18 protein-coding genes are annotated in these 18,010 nt (G+C 68.1%); 8 read left to right on the forward strand and 10 right to left on the reverse strand.

From position 1 onward, the window contains the following. Positions 1 to 89: 89 nt before the first annotated feature. Complete coding sequence (locus tag DMC61_RS32970; RefSeq protein ID WP_125694175.1) at positions 90 to 536, reverse strand: heavy metal-responsive transcriptional regulator; 447 nt, start codon at positions 534 to 536, stop codon at positions 90 to 92. 128 nt (positions 537 to 664) lie between these two features. Between DMC61_RS32970 and DMC61_RS32975 the strand changes: the two genes are divergently transcribed. Together DMC61_RS32975 and DMC61_RS32980 are read left to right on the forward strand one after the other, a co-directional pair. Further along, positions 665 to 1,462, forward strand: coding sequence for a TIGR03084 family metal-binding protein (locus tag DMC61_RS32975; RefSeq protein ID WP_125694177.1), 798 nt, complete (start codon positions 665 to 667; stop codon positions 1,460 to 1,462). A gap of 96 nt (positions 1,463 to 1,558) precedes the next feature. Next, positions 1,559 to 2,200 (forward strand): histidine phosphatase family protein, encoded by a 642-nt coding sequence (locus tag DMC61_RS32980; protein WP_125694179.1) that lies wholly within the window; start codon positions 1,559 to 1,561, stop codon positions 2,198 to 2,200. Here the strand turns inward: DMC61_RS32980 and DMC61_RS32985 are convergent. The 4 genes from DMC61_RS32985 to DMC61_RS33000 all read right to left on the reverse strand — a co-directional run bounded on the left by DMC61_RS32985 (position 2,197) and on the right by DMC61_RS33000 (position 6,569). Beyond that, positions 2,197 to 3,402 carry a cytochrome P450 gene (locus DMC61_RS32985; RefSeq protein ID WP_125694181.1) on the reverse strand — a complete coding sequence of 402 codons (1,206 nt, stop codon included), beginning with the start codon at positions 3,400 to 3,402 and terminating at the stop codon, positions 2,197 to 2,199. The two genes, DMC61_RS32980 and DMC61_RS32985, sit on opposite strands and share 4 nt — an antisense overlap. Positions 3,403 to 3,439: 37 nt before the next feature. Beyond that, positions 3,440 to 4,144 carry a TetR/AcrR family transcriptional regulator gene (locus DMC61_RS32990; protein ID WP_125694183.1) on the reverse strand — a complete coding sequence of 235 codons (705 nt, stop codon included), beginning with the start codon at positions 4,142 to 4,144 and terminating at the stop codon, positions 3,440 to 3,442. A 108-nt stretch (positions 4,145 to 4,252) separates the two neighbouring features. Then, on the reverse strand, positions 4,253 to 5,191 hold the full coding sequence (locus tag DMC61_RS32995; protein ID WP_125694185.1) for a PHB depolymerase family esterase: 939 nt from the start codon (positions 5,189 to 5,191) through the stop codon (positions 4,253 to 4,255). A 136-nt stretch (positions 5,192 to 5,327) separates the two neighbouring features. Then, positions 5,328 to 6,569 (reverse strand): glycoside hydrolase family 3 N-terminal domain-containing protein, encoded by a 1,242-nt coding sequence (locus DMC61_RS33000; protein WP_125694187.1) that lies wholly within the window; start codon positions 6,567 to 6,569, stop codon positions 5,328 to 5,330. A 267-nt stretch (positions 6,570 to 6,836) separates the two neighbouring features. Here DMC61_RS33000 and DMC61_RS33005 point away from each other — a divergent pair, with 267 nt between their 5' ends. Genes DMC61_RS33005 through DMC61_RS33015 form a run of 3 tightly spaced genes read left to right on the forward strand, consistent with a single transcriptional unit; the run spans position 6,837 to position 8,283 of the window. Continuing rightward, a complete protein-coding gene (locus tag DMC61_RS33005) occupies positions 6,837 to 7,187 on the forward strand; it encodes a helix-turn-helix transcriptional regulator (protein ID WP_125694189.1) in 351 nt (116 codons plus the stop codon). Between the two features lie 29 nt (positions 7,188 to 7,216). Then, positions 7,217 to 7,711, forward strand: a complete 495-nt coding sequence (locus DMC61_RS33010) for an SRPBCC family protein (RefSeq protein WP_125694191.1) — start codon at positions 7,217 to 7,219, stop codon at positions 7,709 to 7,711. Continuing rightward, positions 7,708 to 8,283 (forward strand): TIGR03086 family metal-binding protein, encoded by a 576-nt coding sequence (locus DMC61_RS33015; protein WP_125694193.1) that lies wholly within the window; start codon positions 7,708 to 7,710, stop codon positions 8,281 to 8,283. Before DMC61_RS33010 ends, DMC61_RS33015 begins: the two co-directional genes overlap by 4 nt. 6 nt (positions 8,284 to 8,289) lie before the next feature. Here the strand turns inward: DMC61_RS33015 and DMC61_RS33020 are convergent, their stop codons facing one another. Then, positions 8,290 to 8,703, reverse strand: a complete 414-nt coding sequence (locus DMC61_RS33020; RefSeq protein WP_063277675.1) for a MerR family transcriptional regulator — start codon at positions 8,701 to 8,703, stop codon at positions 8,290 to 8,292. A gap of 67 nt (positions 8,704 to 8,770) precedes the next feature. Here DMC61_RS33020 and DMC61_RS33025 point away from each other — a divergent pair, with 67 nt between their 5' ends. After that, a complete protein-coding gene (locus DMC61_RS33025; protein ID WP_125694195.1) occupies positions 8,771 to 9,865 on the forward strand; it encodes an alkene reductase in 1,095 nt (364 codons plus the stop codon). A gap of 28 nt (positions 9,866 to 9,893) precedes the next feature. Next, the gene (locus tag DMC61_RS33030) at positions 9,894 to 11,219 is read left to right on the forward strand and encodes an amidase (RefSeq protein WP_125694197.1); all 1,326 of its coding nucleotides are present in this window, start codon (positions 9,894 to 9,896) and stop codon (positions 11,217 to 11,219) included. 82 nt (positions 11,220 to 11,301) lie between these two features. Here DMC61_RS33030 and DMC61_RS33035 read toward each other — a convergent pair whose 3' ends face one another. The 4 genes from DMC61_RS33035 to DMC61_RS33050 form a co-directional block, all read right to left on the reverse strand. After that, positions 11,302 to 12,423, reverse strand: coding sequence for a hypothetical protein (locus DMC61_RS33035; RefSeq protein WP_016337223.1), 1,122 nt, complete (start codon positions 12,421 to 12,423; stop codon positions 11,302 to 11,304). A 118-nt stretch (positions 12,424 to 12,541) separates the two neighbouring features. Next, on the reverse strand, positions 12,542 to 14,533 hold the full coding sequence (locus DMC61_RS33040) for an SDR family oxidoreductase (RefSeq protein WP_125694199.1): 1,992 nt from the start codon (positions 14,531 to 14,533) through the stop codon (positions 12,542 to 12,544). Positions 14,534 to 14,631: 98 nt separating this feature from the next. Continuing rightward, on the reverse strand, positions 14,632 to 15,318 hold the full coding sequence (locus DMC61_RS33045) for a class F sortase (protein WP_125694201.1): 687 nt from the start codon (positions 15,316 to 15,318) through the stop codon (positions 14,632 to 14,634). Positions 15,319 to 15,330: 12 nt separating this feature from the next. Further along, the gene (locus DMC61_RS33050) at positions 15,331 to 16,800 is read right to left on the reverse strand and encodes a SpaA isopeptide-forming pilin-related protein (RefSeq protein WP_125694203.1); all 1,470 of its coding nucleotides are present in this window, start codon (positions 16,798 to 16,800) and stop codon (positions 15,331 to 15,333) included. A 315-nt stretch (positions 16,801 to 17,115) separates the two neighbouring features. Between DMC61_RS33050 and DMC61_RS33055 the strand changes: the two genes are divergently transcribed. Then, a complete protein-coding gene (locus DMC61_RS33055; RefSeq protein ID WP_063277638.1) occupies positions 17,116 to 17,952 on the forward strand; it encodes a Bax inhibitor-1/YccA family protein in 837 nt (278 codons plus the stop codon). Positions 17,953 to 18,010: the final 58 nt, after the last annotated feature.

Here is an 18,010-nt window from a genome sequence, read left to right on the forward strand (position 1 = left end):
GACGTCAAGCCCGGCCGGTCCCGCCGGAGCGGGTCAGCAGCAGCCGCTGCCGCAGCAGTCGCAATCGCACCAGTCGTCGTTCCGCATGGTCATCCACCTCCTCCCTCGGGTTCGCATTCGGGCGGGCACCACGCGCCGGGAAGCGGGTCGGCGCATGCGGCGCCGGACATCCCGGACAGCATGGAAGTGAGTTCGGCGTGCAGTTCGCCGAGGCGCGCCATCTCCGCTTCGATCTCGGCGAGATGGCGTTCCAGCATGGTTTCGGCGGGCTCGCACGGGCACACCCCGGTGTCGCGCACGCTCAGCAGGTCACCGATCTCCGTCAGCGTCAGGCCGAGCCTCTGGGTGCCGCGGATGAACCGCAGCCTGTCGATGACGTCCTCGTCGTAGCGCCGGTGTGCCCCTGTCGTCCTCGCGGGCGTGGGCAGGAGGCCGATGCGCTCGTAGTAGCGCACGGTGTCCGGCCGGACCCCGGCGCGAGAGGTCACCTGGGACATGGTCAACGTCGTCAGGGCCTTCGTCGCTTCGGTTCGCATGGTGTGAGGGTAGAACTTGGACCCGGCTCCAGAATCAAGCCCGAACTCGACGGCGCTCACGAAGAGAAGACGACGACCCGGCGCGTCCGCATCATTCGAGAGGGTGGAAACGGCGAGAGGACGGCACGGTGACTGACTTCCGGAACGTGATCAGGGACCTCACCACGGAGGGCGAACAGGTCGATGCCCTGGTGGCCGGCCTGGACGACGCGGGATGGGAACTGCCGACACCCGCGGCGAGCTGGTCGGTCAAACACCAGATCGCGCATCTCTCCTTCATCTTCAAGATCGCCGGTTTGTCCGCGGGCGAGCCGAAGACGTTCGCCGAAGTCATGAAGAGCTCGATGGCGCGCGGTTTCGACGCCGCGGTCAACGCGGCCCTCGACGACTACCTCGGTGACCCCAACGAGGTCCTGCTCGGCCGCTGGCGTGCCGAACGCGACGCCGGGATCAAGGCGCTCGCCGCGGTCCCGGCGGACCAGGTCGTCCCGTGGCTGGTCAACCCGCTGCCGCCGGCCATCCTCGCCTGCGCCGGGATGATGGAGCTGTTCGCCCACGGCCAGGACATCGCGGACGCGCTGGGTGTGCGCCCGGAGCGCACGGACCGGCTCGCGTACCTGGTCGGCTTCGCCGTCCGGGTACGGGACTTCGGCTACGAGGCACGGGGCCTGACCCCGCCGGAGCAGGAATTCCGGTTCGAGATCACCGCGCCGTCCGGGCAGTTGTGGACGTTCGGGCCGGAGGACGCCCGGCAGCGTGTCACCGGGAGCGCGGAGGACTTCTGCCTGCTGGTCACCCGGCGGCGTCACCGCGACGATCTCGACGTCCGCGCGGAGGGCGCGTTGGCTGACCAATGGCTCGACATCGCGCAGGCGTACCGCGGTCCCGCGGGCGAGGGCCGCGCGCCGGGACAGTTCGGTCGTTGAAAATTCCGCTTCTTCCGCGGTGATAGGGCATCCTGGAAGTCGCGGTCAACTCCGCTCGGTGCGATCGTCGATGCACACGGGGTCTAGGAGGCGATCGTGGCACGGGTGTGGCTGATCAGACATGGTGAAAGCGAATCCAACGCGGGGCTTCCCGGCGGTGAGCCGGGGGCCTCGGCGTTGACCGAACTCGGCCGGCGGCAGGCCGCCGAAATCGCGAAATCGCTGGCCGAACCGCCTCGTTTGATCGTGACGTCGCCGTTCCTGCGGGCGCGGCAGACCGCCGAGCCGACGATCGAGCGGTTCCCCGGCGCGGAGTGCGAGGAGTGGCCTGTCCAGGAGTTCACCTTTCTCGGCGAACTCCATGGACAGGTCACCACCACTGCCACTCGAAAGCCGTACACGGAGGCCTACTGGTCCCGTGCAGATCCACACCACGCGGTGAACGGCGCGGAATCCTTCGCCGCTCTCTTCGACCGGACCCAGGAATTCCTGGCACGGCTGGGAGAACGGGAACCCGGGCCGATCGCCGTCTTCACCCACGGACTGTTCATCCGCGCGGTCATGTGGTCACTGCTGACCGGAACCACCACCCCGGACAGCGGGGCCATGCACCGATTTCGCACTTTCGCCGACACCTACCTCGTGCCGAACGGCAACATCACCGAACTGCGGTACACACCCGGCAAGCGGATTCCGCGCATGGTGGTCCCGCTCGCCTCCCGGTTCGCCGACCGTTAGGGCTTCAGCAGCAGCCGGAGCTCGTTCACCCCGGTCATGTGCGGGCTGGGGATGAACGACGGCGGAACGGCCGGATCGGTGCGCAGATCCGGGAAACGATCCAGCAGGATGTTGAGCGCCGTCTTGCCTTCGAGCCTGGCGAGCGGGGCGCCGATGCAGAAATGGATCCCGCGGCCGAAGGCCAGATGCGGGTTGTGCGCCCTCGCCGGATCGAACACGCCCGGATCCGTGAAGGTACGCGGATCCCGGTTCGCCGCCGCGACCCAGATCCCGAGCATGCTGTCCGCCGGGATCGTCTGGCCGCCCAGTTCGACTTCGGTCGTCGTGGCGCGGGCGACGAGTGCGAACGGGCTGAGGAATCGCAGTGATTCCTCGATGGTGGCGGGAAGCAACGCACGGTCCTCACGGACCCGCCGGTACTCGTCCGGATGGGAATCCAGGCACAGCACCGTGTTCCCGAGCAGCATCGTGGTGGTGATGTGCCCGGCCAGCAGCAGCACGTTCGCGAAGTTGACGACTTCGTTCTGGGTGAGTTTCGTGCCGTCGACCTCGGCTTCGACGAGTTTGGTCAGCAGGTCCTCGCGCGGATTCCGCCGTCGATCGTCGACATGCTCGGAAAGGTAGTTCACCAGGTTCTTCACCTGTGCGGACGTTTCCTCGGCGGCCTTCTTGTCCGCTTCGGTCTGCTTGATCAACGACCGTTGCTGGCTGTTCCGCAGCAACGTGTCGACCCATTCCTTGAACAGGTCGCGATCGCTCGCCGGGATGCCGAGCAGCTCGGCGATGACGATCACCGGCAGCGGATAGGCCAGATGGGTCACCAGTTCCATCGAATCCGCGCCGTCGACCGCGTCGAGGAGCTCGTTCGTCAGCGCGGCGATCCGCGGTTCGAGATCCGCGACGACCTTCGGCGTGAAGGCGTGGCTCACCAGCGTGCGCAGCTTCTTGTGATCCGGAGGGTCCATCTGGAGCAGGTTGCCTTCGACGAACAGATCCTTGTCCGGCGAGATCTCCTTGGGGATCAACCGGGTGGTGTCGGACGAGAACACCTTGGGATCGCTCAGGGTTTTCAACGCCTCCGCGTGGCCGTAGACGTTCCACATGCCCGTCTCGGAATCGAAACGGACCGGGTCGGCCGGGAATTCGTCCCGAAGCCAGAACTGGGCTTCGTGGACACCCCAGGTTTCGGCGATCGTGGTCATGGCTTGCCCCCTTCTTCTCGTGGTGGAGGAGCGCGGATCAAGCGGGCTCCTCGGGGCCGTCCTTCCGGTAGATCCAGGCGCGATAGGACGAGATCAGATCCTGGAACGCCTGGATCACTTCGGCCGCGGTGGCGGCCAGATTCGCCGTGGACGGTGGCTCCGGCGGCTCGAACGCCGTCCGGATGATGTGCGCGAGAGCGTCGGCCTTCTCTTCGATGGTGAGGCCGGCGCCGTCGCCGGTGAAGCTGTCCATCAGGTAGAACCCCAGCGCCGAAGCACGCAGGGAAAAGAGCAGGTTCGGGATGTCGTCGCGCAGCAGGCCCCGGTCGGTCATCGTCTTCAGATACCGCTCGGTGAGGACCGCGTCCTGATCCTGCAAAGGATGTTTCTTCAACCGCCCCAGCAGCTCGGTGTTGCCGGTGATGAGCGCGCCGAGCAACGGGTTTCGCTGGGTGAACACAAAAGCGGCCCTCTGGAACCGATGCGGGATTACTTCCGCCGGGTCTTCTTCCAGCCGCTCGAGAAGGTTCTCGGCGGCAAGGAGGGATTCACGCAGGAGCAGCGCGTGGAAGAGGTTTTCCTTGGTGGGCCAGTGCAGGTAGATCGTGCCCTTCCCGATGCCCGCCTGGTTCGCGATGTCCTCGATGGTCACCTTGCGATAGCCCAGCCGCGACAGCAGGACGCCGGCCGCGTCGAGAATGCGGTCGGCGCGGCCGGCGGTGCGGTCCGGACGTTCTGCCACGTGCGCTCCCAGAGTCTGACTTCGTGACCAGATTTGCTCATCCGGTCATCCGGTCAGGTTCGACGGTAGCGCCGGACGACGGGTTCCGGCAAGGAAATCGACGAGTTCTTAACGCAGACGGTGGGCGAGCAGGAACTTCCAGATGACCGGGGTCGCGTCGATGACGGTCGGCGTGGCGGAGTCGTTGTTCGGCCCGGTGCTCGGCCAGACGTGTCCGGCGCCTTCGATCCGGTAGTGCTGAAGCGAGCAACCGAGCCATCGCTGGACGGTGACATCGGCTTTCGGCGAGTACTGGATCGGACGCGGGAGGCAGCCGTTCCGCTCCGCCCACGCCGCGAGCCAATCCGGCAACGTCGGCAGGCCCTTGGCGGGATTCCCGGTGTAGGGGATCGTCGCGTCGGCCGTGCCGTGGAAATCGAGAATCGGCGCGGGACGCGACGGGTGGCACTCGCCGCCTTGGGGGTAGAACGCTCCGGCGACCGGGGCGAACGCCGCGATCCGCCCTGGCATCCGGCAGGCGAGGACGCCGACGAATCCGCCGCCGTTCGACTTGCCCGTCGCGTAGATCCGGCGGGAGTCGACGCACAGTTCCCGCTGGAGAGTGTTCAGCAGGTCGCTGGTGAAGAGCACGTCGTCGGCTGCCGCCGAATACGGCGCCCCGGTCCACGCCGACTCCTCATCCGTACCCGGAAGTCCTTGCGGATAGACGGAAATCGCGTCATACGCGGAAAACCCGGACAGCTCCTCCTGATACTTCGACGTCCGTTTGTGGCCATGGAACGACAACACCAGCGGGTACGGCCGTGACGGCCGGTACTGCGCCGGCACGTGCACCGTGTACTCGCGGACCAGGCCGCCGGACGTCAAAGACCGCAACGTCGTCACCCCGGCGGGGACCGGGGACGGACGCTGACAGCCGGTCGTCCGCACCGGCCGATCGACCGGCGACGGCGTGGCCGACGCCATCGGGACGGCGAGCAGGCTCATTCCAGCAGCGGCGGCGGCCGCCAGCGCGAGACGGCGCAGGTATTTCGTGGGACCAGGCACGCGATCCTCCTTGATCGAGCGGCAGGGCGGTGATCAGGGTCACTCCTGACGCGGGCCTGGTCAGCATTGTGTTCATTGAGTTTTCGGACGGCTTTCATGCCGCCCTTCTGGGCGCCCCGGCCTGGGCTGTGGCTGGTCAGCCGCAGGCGCGTTTCGCCGTGAGCACGCGGTGCAAGGCTTCGTCGACCCGGCCTGCCGGGAGTTCGCCGGACGCCAGCGCCTGCTCCAACGTGGCCAGCACCGTGCCGACATTGCCGCCGGAGGACCACAACGCCTGATCCGCCCCGGCCTGCAGTGCCTTGAGCACAGCCGTTTGCAGCGGGTACTGCGACGTGATCGCCTTCATCGCCCCGAGATCGTCCGTGATCACGGGACCGTCGAACGCGAAGTCCTTCCGCAACAGCCGGTACGCCGCCGCCGACAGGGTCGACGGTGTGCCGCCGGTCAGGTCGGGCACGTCCAGATGCCCGACCATGACGCCGATCTCGCCGTACTCGGCGATGTCGCGGTACGGAACCAGGTCGACCTTCCGCAACGAGGCCAGCGGCGGTGTCCGCACCAGTCCCTTGTGGGAATCCCCGCTGGCGTGGCCGTGCCCGGGGAAGTGCTTCAGCACCGGCTGCACTCCGGCATCGCGCAGGCCCTGCGCGAACGCCAGGATGTACTTGCGCGCGACTTCCGGATTCGCTCCGAACGACCGGTCGCCGACGATGTCGCGGTCCGGCTGGTCGGTGATGTCGGCGTCGGGCGCGTAGTCGACGGTGACGCCGCGGGCCAGCATCTGCCGCCCTCGCTCGGCGGCCTTCGCTCGCACCTGTGCCGGTGTCATGGTCGAGGCCATCTTCCGCGCGCTCGGCATGTCGCCGTCGAGGGCGTCGATCCGCTGGACGCGGCCGCCTTCCTCGTCGATCGCCACCGATACCGGGACCTTCGCGGCACGCTGGACCTCGTCCAGTGCGCGGTTCCGCAGGAGGGCCGTCTCGTTGCCGCCGAGGAAGATCCCGCCGACCTGCTGATCGCGTACCAGCTTCACCGCCGCCTGCGGGTCGCCCGCGTTCACGCCGACCACCACCAGCTGCGCCAGCCGCTGCCGGGGGCTCATCCCGGCGATGACGGCTTCGCAGCCTGGCACAGGCGCCTGCTCCACCCTCGGTGACGGCGAGGACTCGGGCCTGGTGGAGCTGGCCGGGGCCGAAGTGGCACTGCTACGCGGCGGAGGTACCGTCCCCGCCGGCTGCGCGGATCCGGCCTCGTCGTTCGCCGTACCGCACTGCACGCTAGTGAGCAGAACGGTCGCGGCTCCCAGGATGACGGTCGCCCATCGCTTCGTCGTCTTCGGTCGCCCGGAGTTCATCGGCTCGTTTCGTTCGTCGTCCATGCCGGTATCGACGGTAACCCCAGTTGCCCTTTCGTACGCGCTCGCGTGCCCTTTGGTGCGTGGGCGCGCCCGCTGGAGCTTCGGCCTCACCTCCTTCCTCTTCTGCGTTCTCCCTCGTCAGCCGGATGTTCGGACTTGACAGCTCGATCTGCTCCGCCGTAGATTACCACATGGTTATGGAACCGCAAGGTTATCCAGCGGCTCCTGGCAGTCACCGATCGTGAGAAGTCGAACTCGTGAGAACAGGGAAACGAAAGGCGGGCGACCGTGGCACAGGATCTGCTCGATGTCACCTTCGCGGCGCTCGCCGACCCCACCCGCCGCGCGATCCTCGCCCGGCTCGCGCGTGGTGATGCCACGGTGACGGAGCTGGCCGAGCCGTTCGAGATGAGCCAGCCCGCCATCTCCAAGCATCTGAAGGTGCTGGAGCGGGCGGGGCTGGTGACGAGGGGGCGAGACGCTCAGCGCCGCCCCTGCCGGCTGGCGGCCCAGCCGCTGAAGAAGGCGAACGACTGGCTCGGCGGCTACCGCCGCTACTGGGACGAGGCCTTCACGGAGCTGGATCTCGTCCTAGAAGGGGAGATCCAGCACCCGGAACGCCACGGCAAGACCGATTGACCACCGCACGAGCGGAAAGGAACAGCACGATGGGAAGAACTCTCAGCGTGACGAAATCCGGCGATCTCGAGATCGTCATGACGAGGTCCTTCGACGCACCGAGGGCATTGGTCTTCGACGCGTGGACGAAACCCGAGCTGGTACGCCGGTGGTTCGGTCCGCGCGACTGCGAGGTCGTCGAATGCGAGATCGACCTGCGGGTCGGCGGCGGATGGCGCTACCGGCTGCGCCACGGCGGCGGGATGGAGATGCTGCTCCAAGGCGTCTACCAGGAGATCGACCCTCCGGGGCGGCTCGTCTCCCTCGAGACGAACGAGGACTGTGAGGCGTCGGAGGGGCAGGCATTGGCGACTCTCACGTTGGTCGAACAGGACGGGGTCACCACGCTGACCCAGGTGGTGCGGTACGGCTCGAAGCGCATCCGGGACGCCGTCCTCGAATCCGGGATGGAGCGGGGCGTCGGAGAAGGTTTCGACAAGCTGGCCGAGGTCGTGGCCGCTCCGGTGAGGGCGGGAACACGATGAACGCCATCGCCGACCGCTATCGCGTCAGGGCCGACGCCTTCGAGAGCAAGGTCGCCGCCGTCGAAGCCGGGCGGTGGGAGGGCAAGTCCCCTTGTGCGGAGTGGAACGCCAGAGATGTCGTAGGGCACATCGTCGACATGCACGGCGCGATGCTGAGGCCCTTCGGACGTGACCTCGGGCCTGCGCCATCACTCCTGGACGACCCGCTGGGTGCCTTCCGGGCGGCTCGCGCCGATGTCGAAGCCGTCCTTGACGATCCCGTGCTCGCGGCCACGGAGCACGAGACCCCGACGGGGAAGATGACCGCCGAACAGCACATCGATCAAGTCGTCAGTGCCGACATGGTGATCCATGGCTGGGATCTGGCCAGGGCCACCGGGCAGGACGACACGATCGATCCGGAGGAGGTCGCGCGGATGTGGCCGGCCGCGCAGGCGATCCCCGAACAGATGAGGATCCCGGGTGCCTTCGGGCCCGGCATCGTCGTCTTCGGACCTGAAGTCAAGGTGCCCGAAGACGCGCCCTTGCAAGACAGGCTGCTCGGACTGATGGGCCGGGACCCGTACGCCTGATACCGGTCAGACGTGGATCCCGCGATGCCGCCGGACGGGCCGGGCGGGAACCGGTACCTCGGCGGTATCGGTGCCCTTGGCCGCGGCCAGGACACGTTCCAGAACCGACAGAGAGGTGGTGAGCAAGGAAATCTGGTTCTGGATGCGGGTCTTGGCGATCTCCAGTTCGCCGGTCAGCTCCGGCGAAGGCACCAAATGCGTGTGGTCCCCGGAAACACAGGGAAGGAGTTCCGCGATCTTGCCGCTGCACAACCCGGCTGAATAGAAGAGCTGGATCTGCAGCACCCTGGCGATGTCGTCTTCGGCGAAGGTCCGGTAGCCGTTGCCGCATCGGTCGGGTCGCAGCAGGCCTTCCGTTTCGTAGTACCGCAACGAGCGGACGCTCACGCCGGTCCGCTTCGCCAGTTCGCCGATCCGCATGAGTCCACAGTAGCCGCGCAAACCAAGGTTGACCGTGACGCCGGTGTCAGGGTTTAGCTTCGCGTTCATGAGATTGCTAGAAGCGTTCCGCGGTACCGCGATCCAGTTGCCGAACCGCATGGCGATGGCTCCGATGACCAGGGGCCGCGCCGACGATCTCACCGGCGTGCCACATCCGAGGACGGTCGAGTACTACTCGCAACGTGCCAGTGCCGGGTTGATCGTGAGCGAAGGCATCTGGGTGAACGAGACCGGCAAGAGCGGTCCGGGAATCCCAGGGCTGGTGAACGAGCGGCAGACCGAGGCATGGCGTGAGGTGACGGCGGCCGTGCACGAAAAAGGCGGTCGGATCTACGCGCAGCTCTGGCACGCGGGACGGGTCAGCCACCCCGGCGTGACGGGCCGGACCCCGGTGGCGCCGTCGGCGGTCCGGCAGGCCGGGCGGATCTTTTCGGCCGGCGGCTGGACGGACACCGTCGAACCCCGGGCGCTCGGCGAGGAAGAAATCGGCGAGGTCGTCCAGGACTTCGCCGAGGCGGCACGCCGGGCCGTCGAGGCGGGATTCGACGGCGTGGAACTCCATGGTGCCAACGGTTATCTCATCCAGGAGTTCCTCGCCGGCAACACCAACCGCCGGGAAGACCGTTATGGCGGCTCGGTCGCCGCCCGGCTCACCTTCCCGCTCGAGGTGGTGGCGGCCGTGACCGAGCAGATCGGTCCGGGCAGGGTCGCTCTGCGTATTTCGCCGGGCAACCCGGAGAACGACATCGCGGAAGACGATTGGAAGGAGGTGTACACACGACTGCTCGCGGAACTCCGCCGGTACGAGCTCGCATACCTGCACGTCATCGATACCCCTGACGTCGAGGTGCTGTCGCATCTGCGGCCTTTGTGGCCGGGAACGCTCGTCGCGAATCTGCGGTCCGAGAAACCGACCAGCCGTGCTGAGGGGGAGTCCTTGATCGGATCCGGCCTGGCCGACGTGGTCGCCTTCGGCAGGCTGTTCATCGCGAACCCGGACCTGCCCGCCCGATTCGCGCTCCACGCCCCGCTCGCCGAGGCGGATCACGACGTCTACTACGGCGCGCGGCTCGACGGCTACACCGATTTCCCGGCGTTCGAACCGGACTCGGCGAAGTTCGCCTGTTCGGCGCGCAGCTGATCTTGGCAGCCCGTTCTACAGTGCGGGGATGGTCAAGACGGCAGTGGAAATCGCGGCGGCTGTGCGCGCCAAGGAACTCGACCCCGTCGAGGTGACGCGTGAGGCGTTGGCCCGGATCGAGGCGGCGGACGGGGTGGTCGGCGCGTTTCGCCGGGTGAGGGTCGAGGAGGCGCTCGCTGAGGCCGCCGCCGTCGCCGAGCGCACGGACCTGGCCGATCTGCCCTTGGCCGGGGTGCCGGTCGCGGTCAAGGACGTCGCGCCGATCGAGGGCGAATACGCCTCGTGGGGGTCACGCGCGGGTTCGTCGACCCCGTCCACAGAGGACGGTGAGATCGCGCGGCGGCTGCGCGCCGCCGGTGCGGTGATCGTCGGCCTGACCCGGGTGCCGGAGCTGTGCATCTGGCCGTCGAGCGACGATCCGGACGGGACGGCGCGCAATCCGCGCAACCCGTCGTACGCCGCCGGCGGTTCGTCGGGCGGGAGTGCCGCGGCCGTCGCGGCCGGACTCGTACCCATCGCGCACGGCACCGACGGGCTGGGCTCGATCCGGCTGCCGTCCGCGATGTGCGGGATCGTCGGTCTCAAACCGGGCAAAGGCGTGGTCCGCGTACCGGGGGAGAACGGCTGGTTCGGCCTGTCCACGCACGGTCCGATGACAACCACGGTGGCGGACGCCGCCGTGCTGATGTCGGTCCTCGCCGAACAGCCCGGCTTGGCGGACCTCACCGACCCGAAGCCGTCCCGCATCGCCCTGTCGACCCAGGTCCCGTTGACGAGGGCGCCGCTGCCGCGCGCGTTCAGCCGGGCCGTCACCCGGGCCGGGGAACTGTTCCGCGCGGCTGGGCACACCGTCGCGCCCGGAACGCCGCGGTACAACGCCGGAGCGATCGGTGGCCTCCTCGCGCGCTGGGTCGCGGGTCCGGCCGAGCAGGCGGCCGAGTTCGATCTCGCCGCACTTCAGCCTCGCACGCGTACCCATGTCCGGCTCGGGCGGCTGATGGCCAAGCGCGTCCGGGAGACCACCCGGGAGCGCTGGCTGGAGCGCGCCGAAGAGTTCTTCGCCGACCACGATGTCCTGGTCACGCCCATGATCGCGACCCTCCCGCTCAAGGCACGCACGTGGCATGACAGCCGCTGGATCGCCAACGTGCTGCCGTCGGTGCGGGTGGCGGGGTTCGCCGGGCTGTGGAATCTCGCGGGCTATCCGGCGATGTCGGTGCCGGTCGGTGTGCACCCTTCGGGCATCCCCGCCTGCGTCCAGCTCGTCGCCGCGCCCGGTGGGGAAGCGCTCCTGCTGGGCCTCGCCGCCCAGCTCGAAACGGCCAATCCCTGGCCACGCACCACCGCCTCCTGACCGCGCCCGGAAGAGATCAAGGGACCTTTGCTACCACTCTCCACAAGAGTGGTAGCAAAGGTCCCTTGCTACTAAGCGCTGGTCAGGAGCCGGTTTTGGCCGGTGACGGCTTCTGCCCGTTCGCTTTCGGGCCGTTCTGCTCGGTCTGTCCGTTCTTCGGCGCAGCGGCGGCAGGCGCCGAAGAAGCGGGCTTGGCGGGCGAGGGCTTGGCGGCGGCCGGAGCGGCGGCCTTCGACGCGGGCGGCTCGGCCGGCTTACCCGCCGGCTTCGTCTCCTCGGCCTTGCTGTCGCCGCCGACGAGCTTCGAAGCGTGCGGGATCACCGACTCCTCGGGCAACGCCGCGAGCATCGCCTCGCTGCCCTTCAGGACCTCGTCGGCCTGCATGAGGCTCTTGCGGGCCTGCTCGCGGATCTCCGCCAGCCGCTCGACCTTCCGCTGGGCGGCCGTCGTGCGCTGGGCGGCGGTCGTCGTGGCTTCGTCGAGCCGGCGCTTGGCCTCGGCCGTCGCCTCGTCGATGCGGCGCTTGGCCTCCGCGGTGGCCTCCGCGATCCGGCGTTCGGCCTGGTTCTTGCTGGCCGTCTGCTGGTCGGCGATGTGCTTCTCGTGCGCCGCCTTCTGCGCCGAGATCGTCTGCTCGAACTCGCGCTCGATCTTCCGGCGCTTGCGCTCGGCCTCGTTGTCCAGCAGTTCCCGGCGCTGGGCGGCCTCCACGGTCAGCCGCTGGACCTCGGCACGCGTCTCGGCAAGGGCGGACTCGTGCTCGGAGTGCAGCGCGTCCGCCTGCTTGTCCAGTTCGGCGACGAGCCGCGTGTAGCGCTCGCGGAGCTTCTTCGAGGCTTCACTCGAAGACGCCCAGTGCTTCTCGGCGGCGACTTCGGCACGCTTCGTGATCTCTTCCGCGCGCGCCTGCGCGAGCGTGACGGTGCGCTGCATCCGCTCGTCGAGGTCTTCGAGCCGCTCCGGCGGTTTCTTCAGCTCCTCGATCCTGGCGTTCAGCTTCGCCACCTCGTGGCGAACGGTTTCGAGTTCGCGTGTGGCCGAGGTCGCCTGCGCGATCGCGGCGTCGCGGTCGGTGATCACGCGATGCAGCTGGGCTTCGAGATGATCCAGATACTGGCGCACTTCGTTCCGGTCGAAGCCGTGCCAGGCCTGGGTGTACTCGCGCCGCAGGGGCAACAGGCCGTTGTCTCGCTCGGGAACCATGGCCACGACGGTACCTGCGTACGCGGGGTCGCCGTTGTCAGGCTTGGTGATTCACCGACGTGTGTCGTCTCTCAGCTGCGATCCCTCACCTGAACGGCCGCCACCCGTGTGCGCAGTGTCACCAATGGAAGCCGCGGCTGAGCCGGGCGAGCGCCATCGCCGCGCGGGACAGATGCTGCTCGCCCTTCCCGATCTTGAGCCCGCCTTCGCCGCCGGCGGCCGCGGAGTCCGGGAACACGCGGAATCCTTGGTAGGCCACGGCATCCGTGAGCCCCGGCGTGAGCGTGTACGCGAGTCCGATCGCCTGCCCGGCGGGCGTGCCGATGTGCTTCGGACGTTCCCGCAGCGCCTTCATCACCATGTCCGCGGCCTGATCCGGGGATTTGGTCGGAAACGCGTCGTAGATCTTCGTCGGCCGGATCATCGGCGTGCGCACGAGTGGCATGTGGATGGTCGTGAAGGTGATTCCGTCGCCGTGGGTCTCGGTCGCGGCGATCCGGGAGAAATAGTCCAAAGCGGCCTTCGACGCCGCGTACGCCGAAAAGCGCGGCGCGATTCCCTGCACGCCGATCGACGAGACGTTGACGATATGCCCGAATTTCCGATCGGACATATGCGGCAGTACCGCGAGGATCAGCCGCACCGCGCCGAAGTAGTTGATCGCCATCGCGCGTTCGTAATCGTGGAACCGGTCGTACGACAGTTTGATCGACCGCCGGATCGAGCGGCCGGCGTTGTTCACGAGCATGTCGATCCGGCCGTGCTCGGCGAGCATCGCGTCGACGGCCTTGTGCACCGATTCCTCGTCGGTCAGGTCGGCCGGGTACACCGACGCCGTGCCGCCCGCGGCGATGATCTCGTCCCGGACCTCTTCGAGCTCGTGCTGCCGCCGTGCGACGAGCAGCGGCACCCCGCCGGCGGCCGCGACCTTGATCGCGGTCGCGCGGCCGATACCCGAGGACGCGCCGGTGATGATCACGCGACGGCCGTCCAGTTCACCGCGAGGGCCGTGCTTGCGGGCGCGGAACGGGTCGAGGTGCTCACGCCAGTAGCGCCACAGGGTGGGCGCGTAGTCCTCGATCCGGGGCACCTCGACCCCTGAACCGATGAGTGCCTTGCGCGTCGACGCCGACGAGAACACCGACGGGAAGGCCATGGTCTCCAGCAGCACCGGCGGGATGCCGAGCCGTTCCATCACGGCGTCGCGCGCGATGGTGAAGCCGGGGATGTGCTCGCTCAGCTTCACCAGGTTGACGATGCCCTTGGACACGCGTTCGTTCAGCTGCACGGAGATGGTCGGCGCGCCCGCCGCCTTCGCGAAGGCGTTGTAGACCGAGACGACCGGCTGCGGCTCCGGGTTGACCAGGTGGAACGCGCGCCCGTCGAGGCCCTTCGTGGTGACCAGGGCGTTCAGCGCCTCGGCGACGTAGTCCACCGGGACGACGTTGGTGTCGCCGAGGTCGGGGCCGACGATCGGCACGTCGGGCAGCCCGGCCAGCCTGCTGATCGCGGGGAACAGGTAGTACGGGCCGTCGATCTTGTCCATCTCGCCGGTCTCGGAGTTCCCGACGACGACCGCGGGCCGGTACACCCGCCACGGCACGTCCTGCTGCTCGCGCACGAGGCGCTCCGCCTCGAACTTCGTCCGGTGGTACGGCGTGAGGAGCCGCTGGCCGACGTCGAACATCTCCTCGGTGAACATGCCCTCGTGGTCGCCGGCGACGGCGACCGAGGACACGTGGTGAAGGCAGCCGGCGTTCAGGCCGGCGGCGAGCGCGATCACCTGCGCGGTGCCTTCGACGTTGGCCTTGATGCTGGCCTCGTCGTCGGCGGTGAGGTCGTAAAGGGCGGCGAGGTGCACGACGTGGTCGACGCCGCGAAGCTTCTCTCGATCCTCTTCGCCGACGCCAAGCAGCGGCTCGCCGAGGTCACCGGTGACGAGGGTGACGCGTTCCGGATGCGGCCAGGCGTTCACGAGTTTCGCGAGTTTGTCCCGTGACGACGCGCGGACGACGAGCGCGACCTTGTCGACGTCGTCCCTGGTGAGCAGCAGCCGGGTGAACTGGCGCCCGATCAGTCCGGTCGCCCCGGTCACCAGAAAAGTCGCCATCTGCCTCACCCTTCACCGTGCTCGCCGCGTCCCCCGGCATTCTGCTGCATGAGGACGGCGAGGACCACCACGGCGCCGGTGAAGTTACTCACGGGTAACTAGGCCGGGTCGGCGATGACGACCCGGTTCTCGGCGTAGCCGGTCTCCCCGCCGACCCAGCGGCCGCCGCAGGTGACGAGGACTATCCGATGTGGACCGGACTGGCCGAACAACTCGTCCGCCCGCTGCGGCAGCTCGTTCTTCTTCAGCGTGATCAGCTGGGAGACCTTGTACTGCCAGGACTTCCCGGCCTTGTCGACCACGGTGACGGCGCCGCCGATCCGCTCGGTCCACAGTTCCGCGAACGGGCCCGTCGCGCCCTTCCAGTTCACGTGCCCGGCGAACACGCTCGCCCCGGTGGCCGAGCTCAGCTCCGCGCCCCACCAGGTCACTTCGCCGAGGTTCTCCGGCACCGGAAGCTCAGCGCCCGGCCCGAGCTCCTTGCGCACGAGTTTCGCCGCGCCGCCCGCGGGCAGCCGGATCGTCCCCGGACCCTGCGGCTTCGGGGCTTCAGGCTCCTTCGACGGCGGCGGAGGAGCGGACGTCGGAGTCGTGGGGACGATGTCCGGCGGAGGCGGGACCTCCTGCTGTGCGGGCGCGGCGGGGGCGCCACCCGCGACGGAGACGGAGACGGGCTGAGCCGTCCCCGTCACCACGGTCGTCGGCGGCCAGATGAGCAGGGCCGCGACGAGGTCCGCGCACAGGACCGTGACCGCTCCCAGCGCGAACCCGCGTCGTACTGACATTCCTGAACCCTCTTAGCGTCGCGAAGACCGCCGCGCGGCCACGCCCACCATCACCGAACCGAGCAGCGCGAGCGCGCCGACGCCGAGGATGCCGGCGGTCGACGCCGAGTTCTCGACGGTGCCCTGCATCATCGCCACCGGCCGGTCGCCGGCGGGGATGGTGCGCGGTACCTCGTTGGGCGTGTTGGCGACCTTGAGCGCCAGCGTCTCACCCGGCTTGAGCTCGCCGCAGGCGGACGGCGGATTCTTCGGGTCGAACGCGTTGGTGTAACCCGGCGGCGCGCTGACCTCGACCACGCAGATCTCCTGCGGGGTCCGCAGGTTCTCCACGGTGACCGTGCCGTTCTCGCCTTCGGTGGTAACGACGGCGGGTTTGCCGTCGGCGCCGTTGAGCGGCTTGCCGTCGTGGCCGAGGGCGGCGGTGGACTTGTCCTTGGCGGTGATCCGCAGCGCGGCGCCCGCGATGCCCTTGCCGGTCTTCGCGTCGACCTTGGTCACCTGGACCTTGCCCGGCTTCGCGACGACCGCGATGCCTTGGGCCTTCAGTTCCTTCTCGCCGCCGGTCGACACGACCTTCTGCACGCCGGTCTCGACGGGGAACTGCACGTACGGCCGGTCGGCGGGGGCGGACAGCGAGCTGGCCAGCTTCGGCTGGTCACCGGTCGGCGTCACCTTGACCGTCACGGTGCCGTCTTCGCCGGTCTTCACCGTGGTGGCCTTCTCGGCCTTGGCGTTCGAGGTCGACGCGGGCTTCGTGCTCTCGCCGTTGTCGACGGTCGCGTTCGACGGCGTGAGCTGCACGGGTACGCCGGAGACGCCCTTGCCCTTGGCGTTCTTGACGCTGATCGTCCACTCGCTCGCGGTGCCGATGTGCTGGTCTTCCTTCGGCGGGGTGATCGCGGTGGTCCACGGGCCGCGGTTGGCTTCGGCGTCCTTGGTCAGCTTCTCGACGGCCGTCGCTGCGTCGGCGTGCTGCGCCTTCAACTTGTCGAGGTGGCTCTGGACGTCGTAGCCGATCTTCTCCGGCGGAAGGTTCGGCTTGAGGTCTTCGCTGGAGCGAGGCTTCGACGTCCACGAGTGCAGCAGGTGCGCGAGCGCGGCGGCCTCGGCGTTGTCCTTGGTGCCGCCGTAGCGCAGCAGCAGGTAGGAGATGTTGGCCGCGGTGTCCTCGGGGAGCTTCGCGCCCCACTTGTCGAGGAGTTCGTCACCGGGCTGGTACTTCTCGTTGGTGTCCGGCGCCTTCAGCTGGAAGGAGACGCAGAACACGTGCTTGCCGTTGACGACGTAGGAGCCCAGCCAGTCGCGCTCTCTGGGCATGCCACTGACCGTCTGGCCGGGCGTGACCTGGTAGCCGACGCCTTCCTCCTTGGCGGCCGAGGCCGGTGTCGCCGCGACGGTGGCGGACAAGGCGCCTAGCAGGCACGTCGCGATCAGGCTGGTCAAGGCGCGCGAACGCACGCTCGGGCGTGTGGTCCACCCCATGGTGTGTTGACTCCTTTGGCCGTGCTCTGCCCTCGACGCCTGTACGTCGACGCAGGTCACACGATCGATAGGTTCCCCGACACGCCTTCGGTGATTATCCGAACACGCAACGTGGAGGGTGTCGTGTGAGCAGCGGTTTTGGCAATACGGCATCAGGTGGGGTATCGGTGAACGGTCGGTGATCTCCGCCGCATACGGTGTGGGGGATGGGCGTCGCGCCGATTGTGAGTAAAGTCGTCTTTACTTCGACGGGAACCGGGCGGCCCACGCGGTCGTTGAACCCGATGCAGGTGCCAGTAGATCCAGGAGGATCAGGTGCGATCCAGTAGCAACCCGGCGTTCCGGAACCTGCCGCGTGGCGCGGCTCAGTACGGACCCAACGTAGGCTTCAACCAACCCCAGGGCGGCGTGCCCGGCTACGGCCCTCCGCAGACCTCCGCCGGCGCCGACGACCGTCCGATGACCGTCGACGACGTCGTCATCAAGACGGCGCTGAGCCTCGGCACCGCGCTGGTGACCGGTGTGCTCACCGCGATCTGGGCGATCAGCCAGCTGCCCGTGGACGCCGCGGGCCGGATCACCGGTATCAGCGGCGGCGTGATCGGCGCCCTCGTCGGCGGCATGATCGTCGGCCTCGTGATCTCGCTCGTGATCATCTTCAAGCAGAAGCCGAGCGGTCCGCTCACGCTGGCGTACTCGGCTGCCGAGGGTGTCTTCCTCGGTGCGATCAGCGGTCTTTTCGAGGCGCTGTACCCCGGTATCGCGCTGCAGGCGATCATCGGCACCGCGGGTGTCTTCGTCGCGATGCTGGTCGTCTACAAGACCGGCGCGGTCAAGGTCACCCCGAAGCTGACGAAGTGGATCATCGGCGCCGTCGTCGGTGTCGCGATCCTGATGCTGGTCAACCTCATCACCAGCTTCTTCGGCTTCAACCCGCTGCGTGACGGCGGGCCGATCGCGATCATCTTCAGCCTCGTGGTGATCGGTGTCGCGGCGTTCAGCTTCCTGCTCGACTTCGACCAGGCCGACCGGATGATCCGCGAAGGCATGCCGTCGAAGTGGGCGTGGTTCGCCGCCTTCGGCCTCATGACCACGCTGGTCTGGCTGTACCTCGAGATCCTGCGGCTGCTGTCGTACTTCCAAAACGACTGACGCCGACTCTCCGCGAAAGGGCGCTCCGAGCGATCGGGGCGCCCTTTTCCGTGGTGAC

The organism is Amycolatopsis sp. WAC 04169 (genome assembly GCF_003947535.1).
Taxonomy (GTDB): Bacteria; Actinomycetota; Actinomycetes; order Mycobacteriales; family Pseudonocardiaceae; genus Amycolatopsis; species Amycolatopsis keratiniphila.

What these genes read in the sequence shown, in the direction of transcription:
- DMC61_RS32970 (WP_125694175.1), bottom strand. Translation starts at nt 536, where the DNA reads ATGCGAACCGAAGCGACGAAGGCCCTGACGACGTTGACCATGTCCCAG.
- DMC61_RS32985 (WP_125694181.1), bottom strand. Translation starts at nt 3,402, where the DNA reads ATGACCACGATCGCCGAAACCTGGGGTGTCCACGAAGCCCAGTTCTGG.
- DMC61_RS33000 (WP_125694187.1), bottom strand. Translation starts at nt 6,569, where the DNA reads ATGGACGACGAACGAAACGAGCCGATGAACTCCGGGCGACCGAAGACG.
- DMC61_RS33010 (WP_125694191.1), top strand. Translation starts at nt 7,217, where the DNA reads ATGGGAAGAACTCTCAGCGTGACGAAATCCGGCGATCTCGAGATCGTC.
- DMC61_RS33015 (WP_125694193.1), top strand. Translation starts at nt 7,708, where the DNA reads ATGAACGCCATCGCCGACCGCTATCGCGTCAGGGCCGACGCCTTCGAG.
- DMC61_RS33020 (WP_063277675.1), bottom strand. Translation starts at nt 8,703, where the DNA reads ATGCGGATCGGCGAACTGGCGAAGCGGACCGGCGTGAGCGTCCGCTCG.
- DMC61_RS33025 (WP_125694195.1), top strand. Translation starts at nt 8,771, where the DNA reads ATGAGATTGCTAGAAGCGTTCCGCGGTACCGCGATCCAGTTGCCGAAC.
- DMC61_RS33030 (WP_125694197.1), top strand. Translation starts at nt 9,894, where the DNA reads ATGGTCAAGACGGCAGTGGAAATCGCGGCGGCTGTGCGCGCCAAGGAA.
- DMC61_RS33035 (WP_016337223.1), bottom strand. Translation starts at nt 12,423, where the DNA reads ATGGTTCCCGAGCGAGACAACGGCCTGTTGCCCCTGCGGCGCGAGTAC.
- DMC61_RS33040 (WP_125694199.1), bottom strand. Translation starts at nt 14,533, where the DNA reads ATGGCGACTTTTCTGGTGACCGGGGCGACCGGACTGATCGGGCGCCAG.
- DMC61_RS33045 (WP_125694201.1), bottom strand. Translation starts at nt 15,318, where the DNA reads ATGTCAGTACGACGCGGGTTCGCGCTGGGAGCGGTCACGGTCCTGTGC.
- DMC61_RS33050 (WP_125694203.1), bottom strand. Translation starts at nt 16,800, where the DNA reads ATGGGGTGGACCACACGCCCGAGCGTGCGTTCGCGCGCCTTGACCAGC.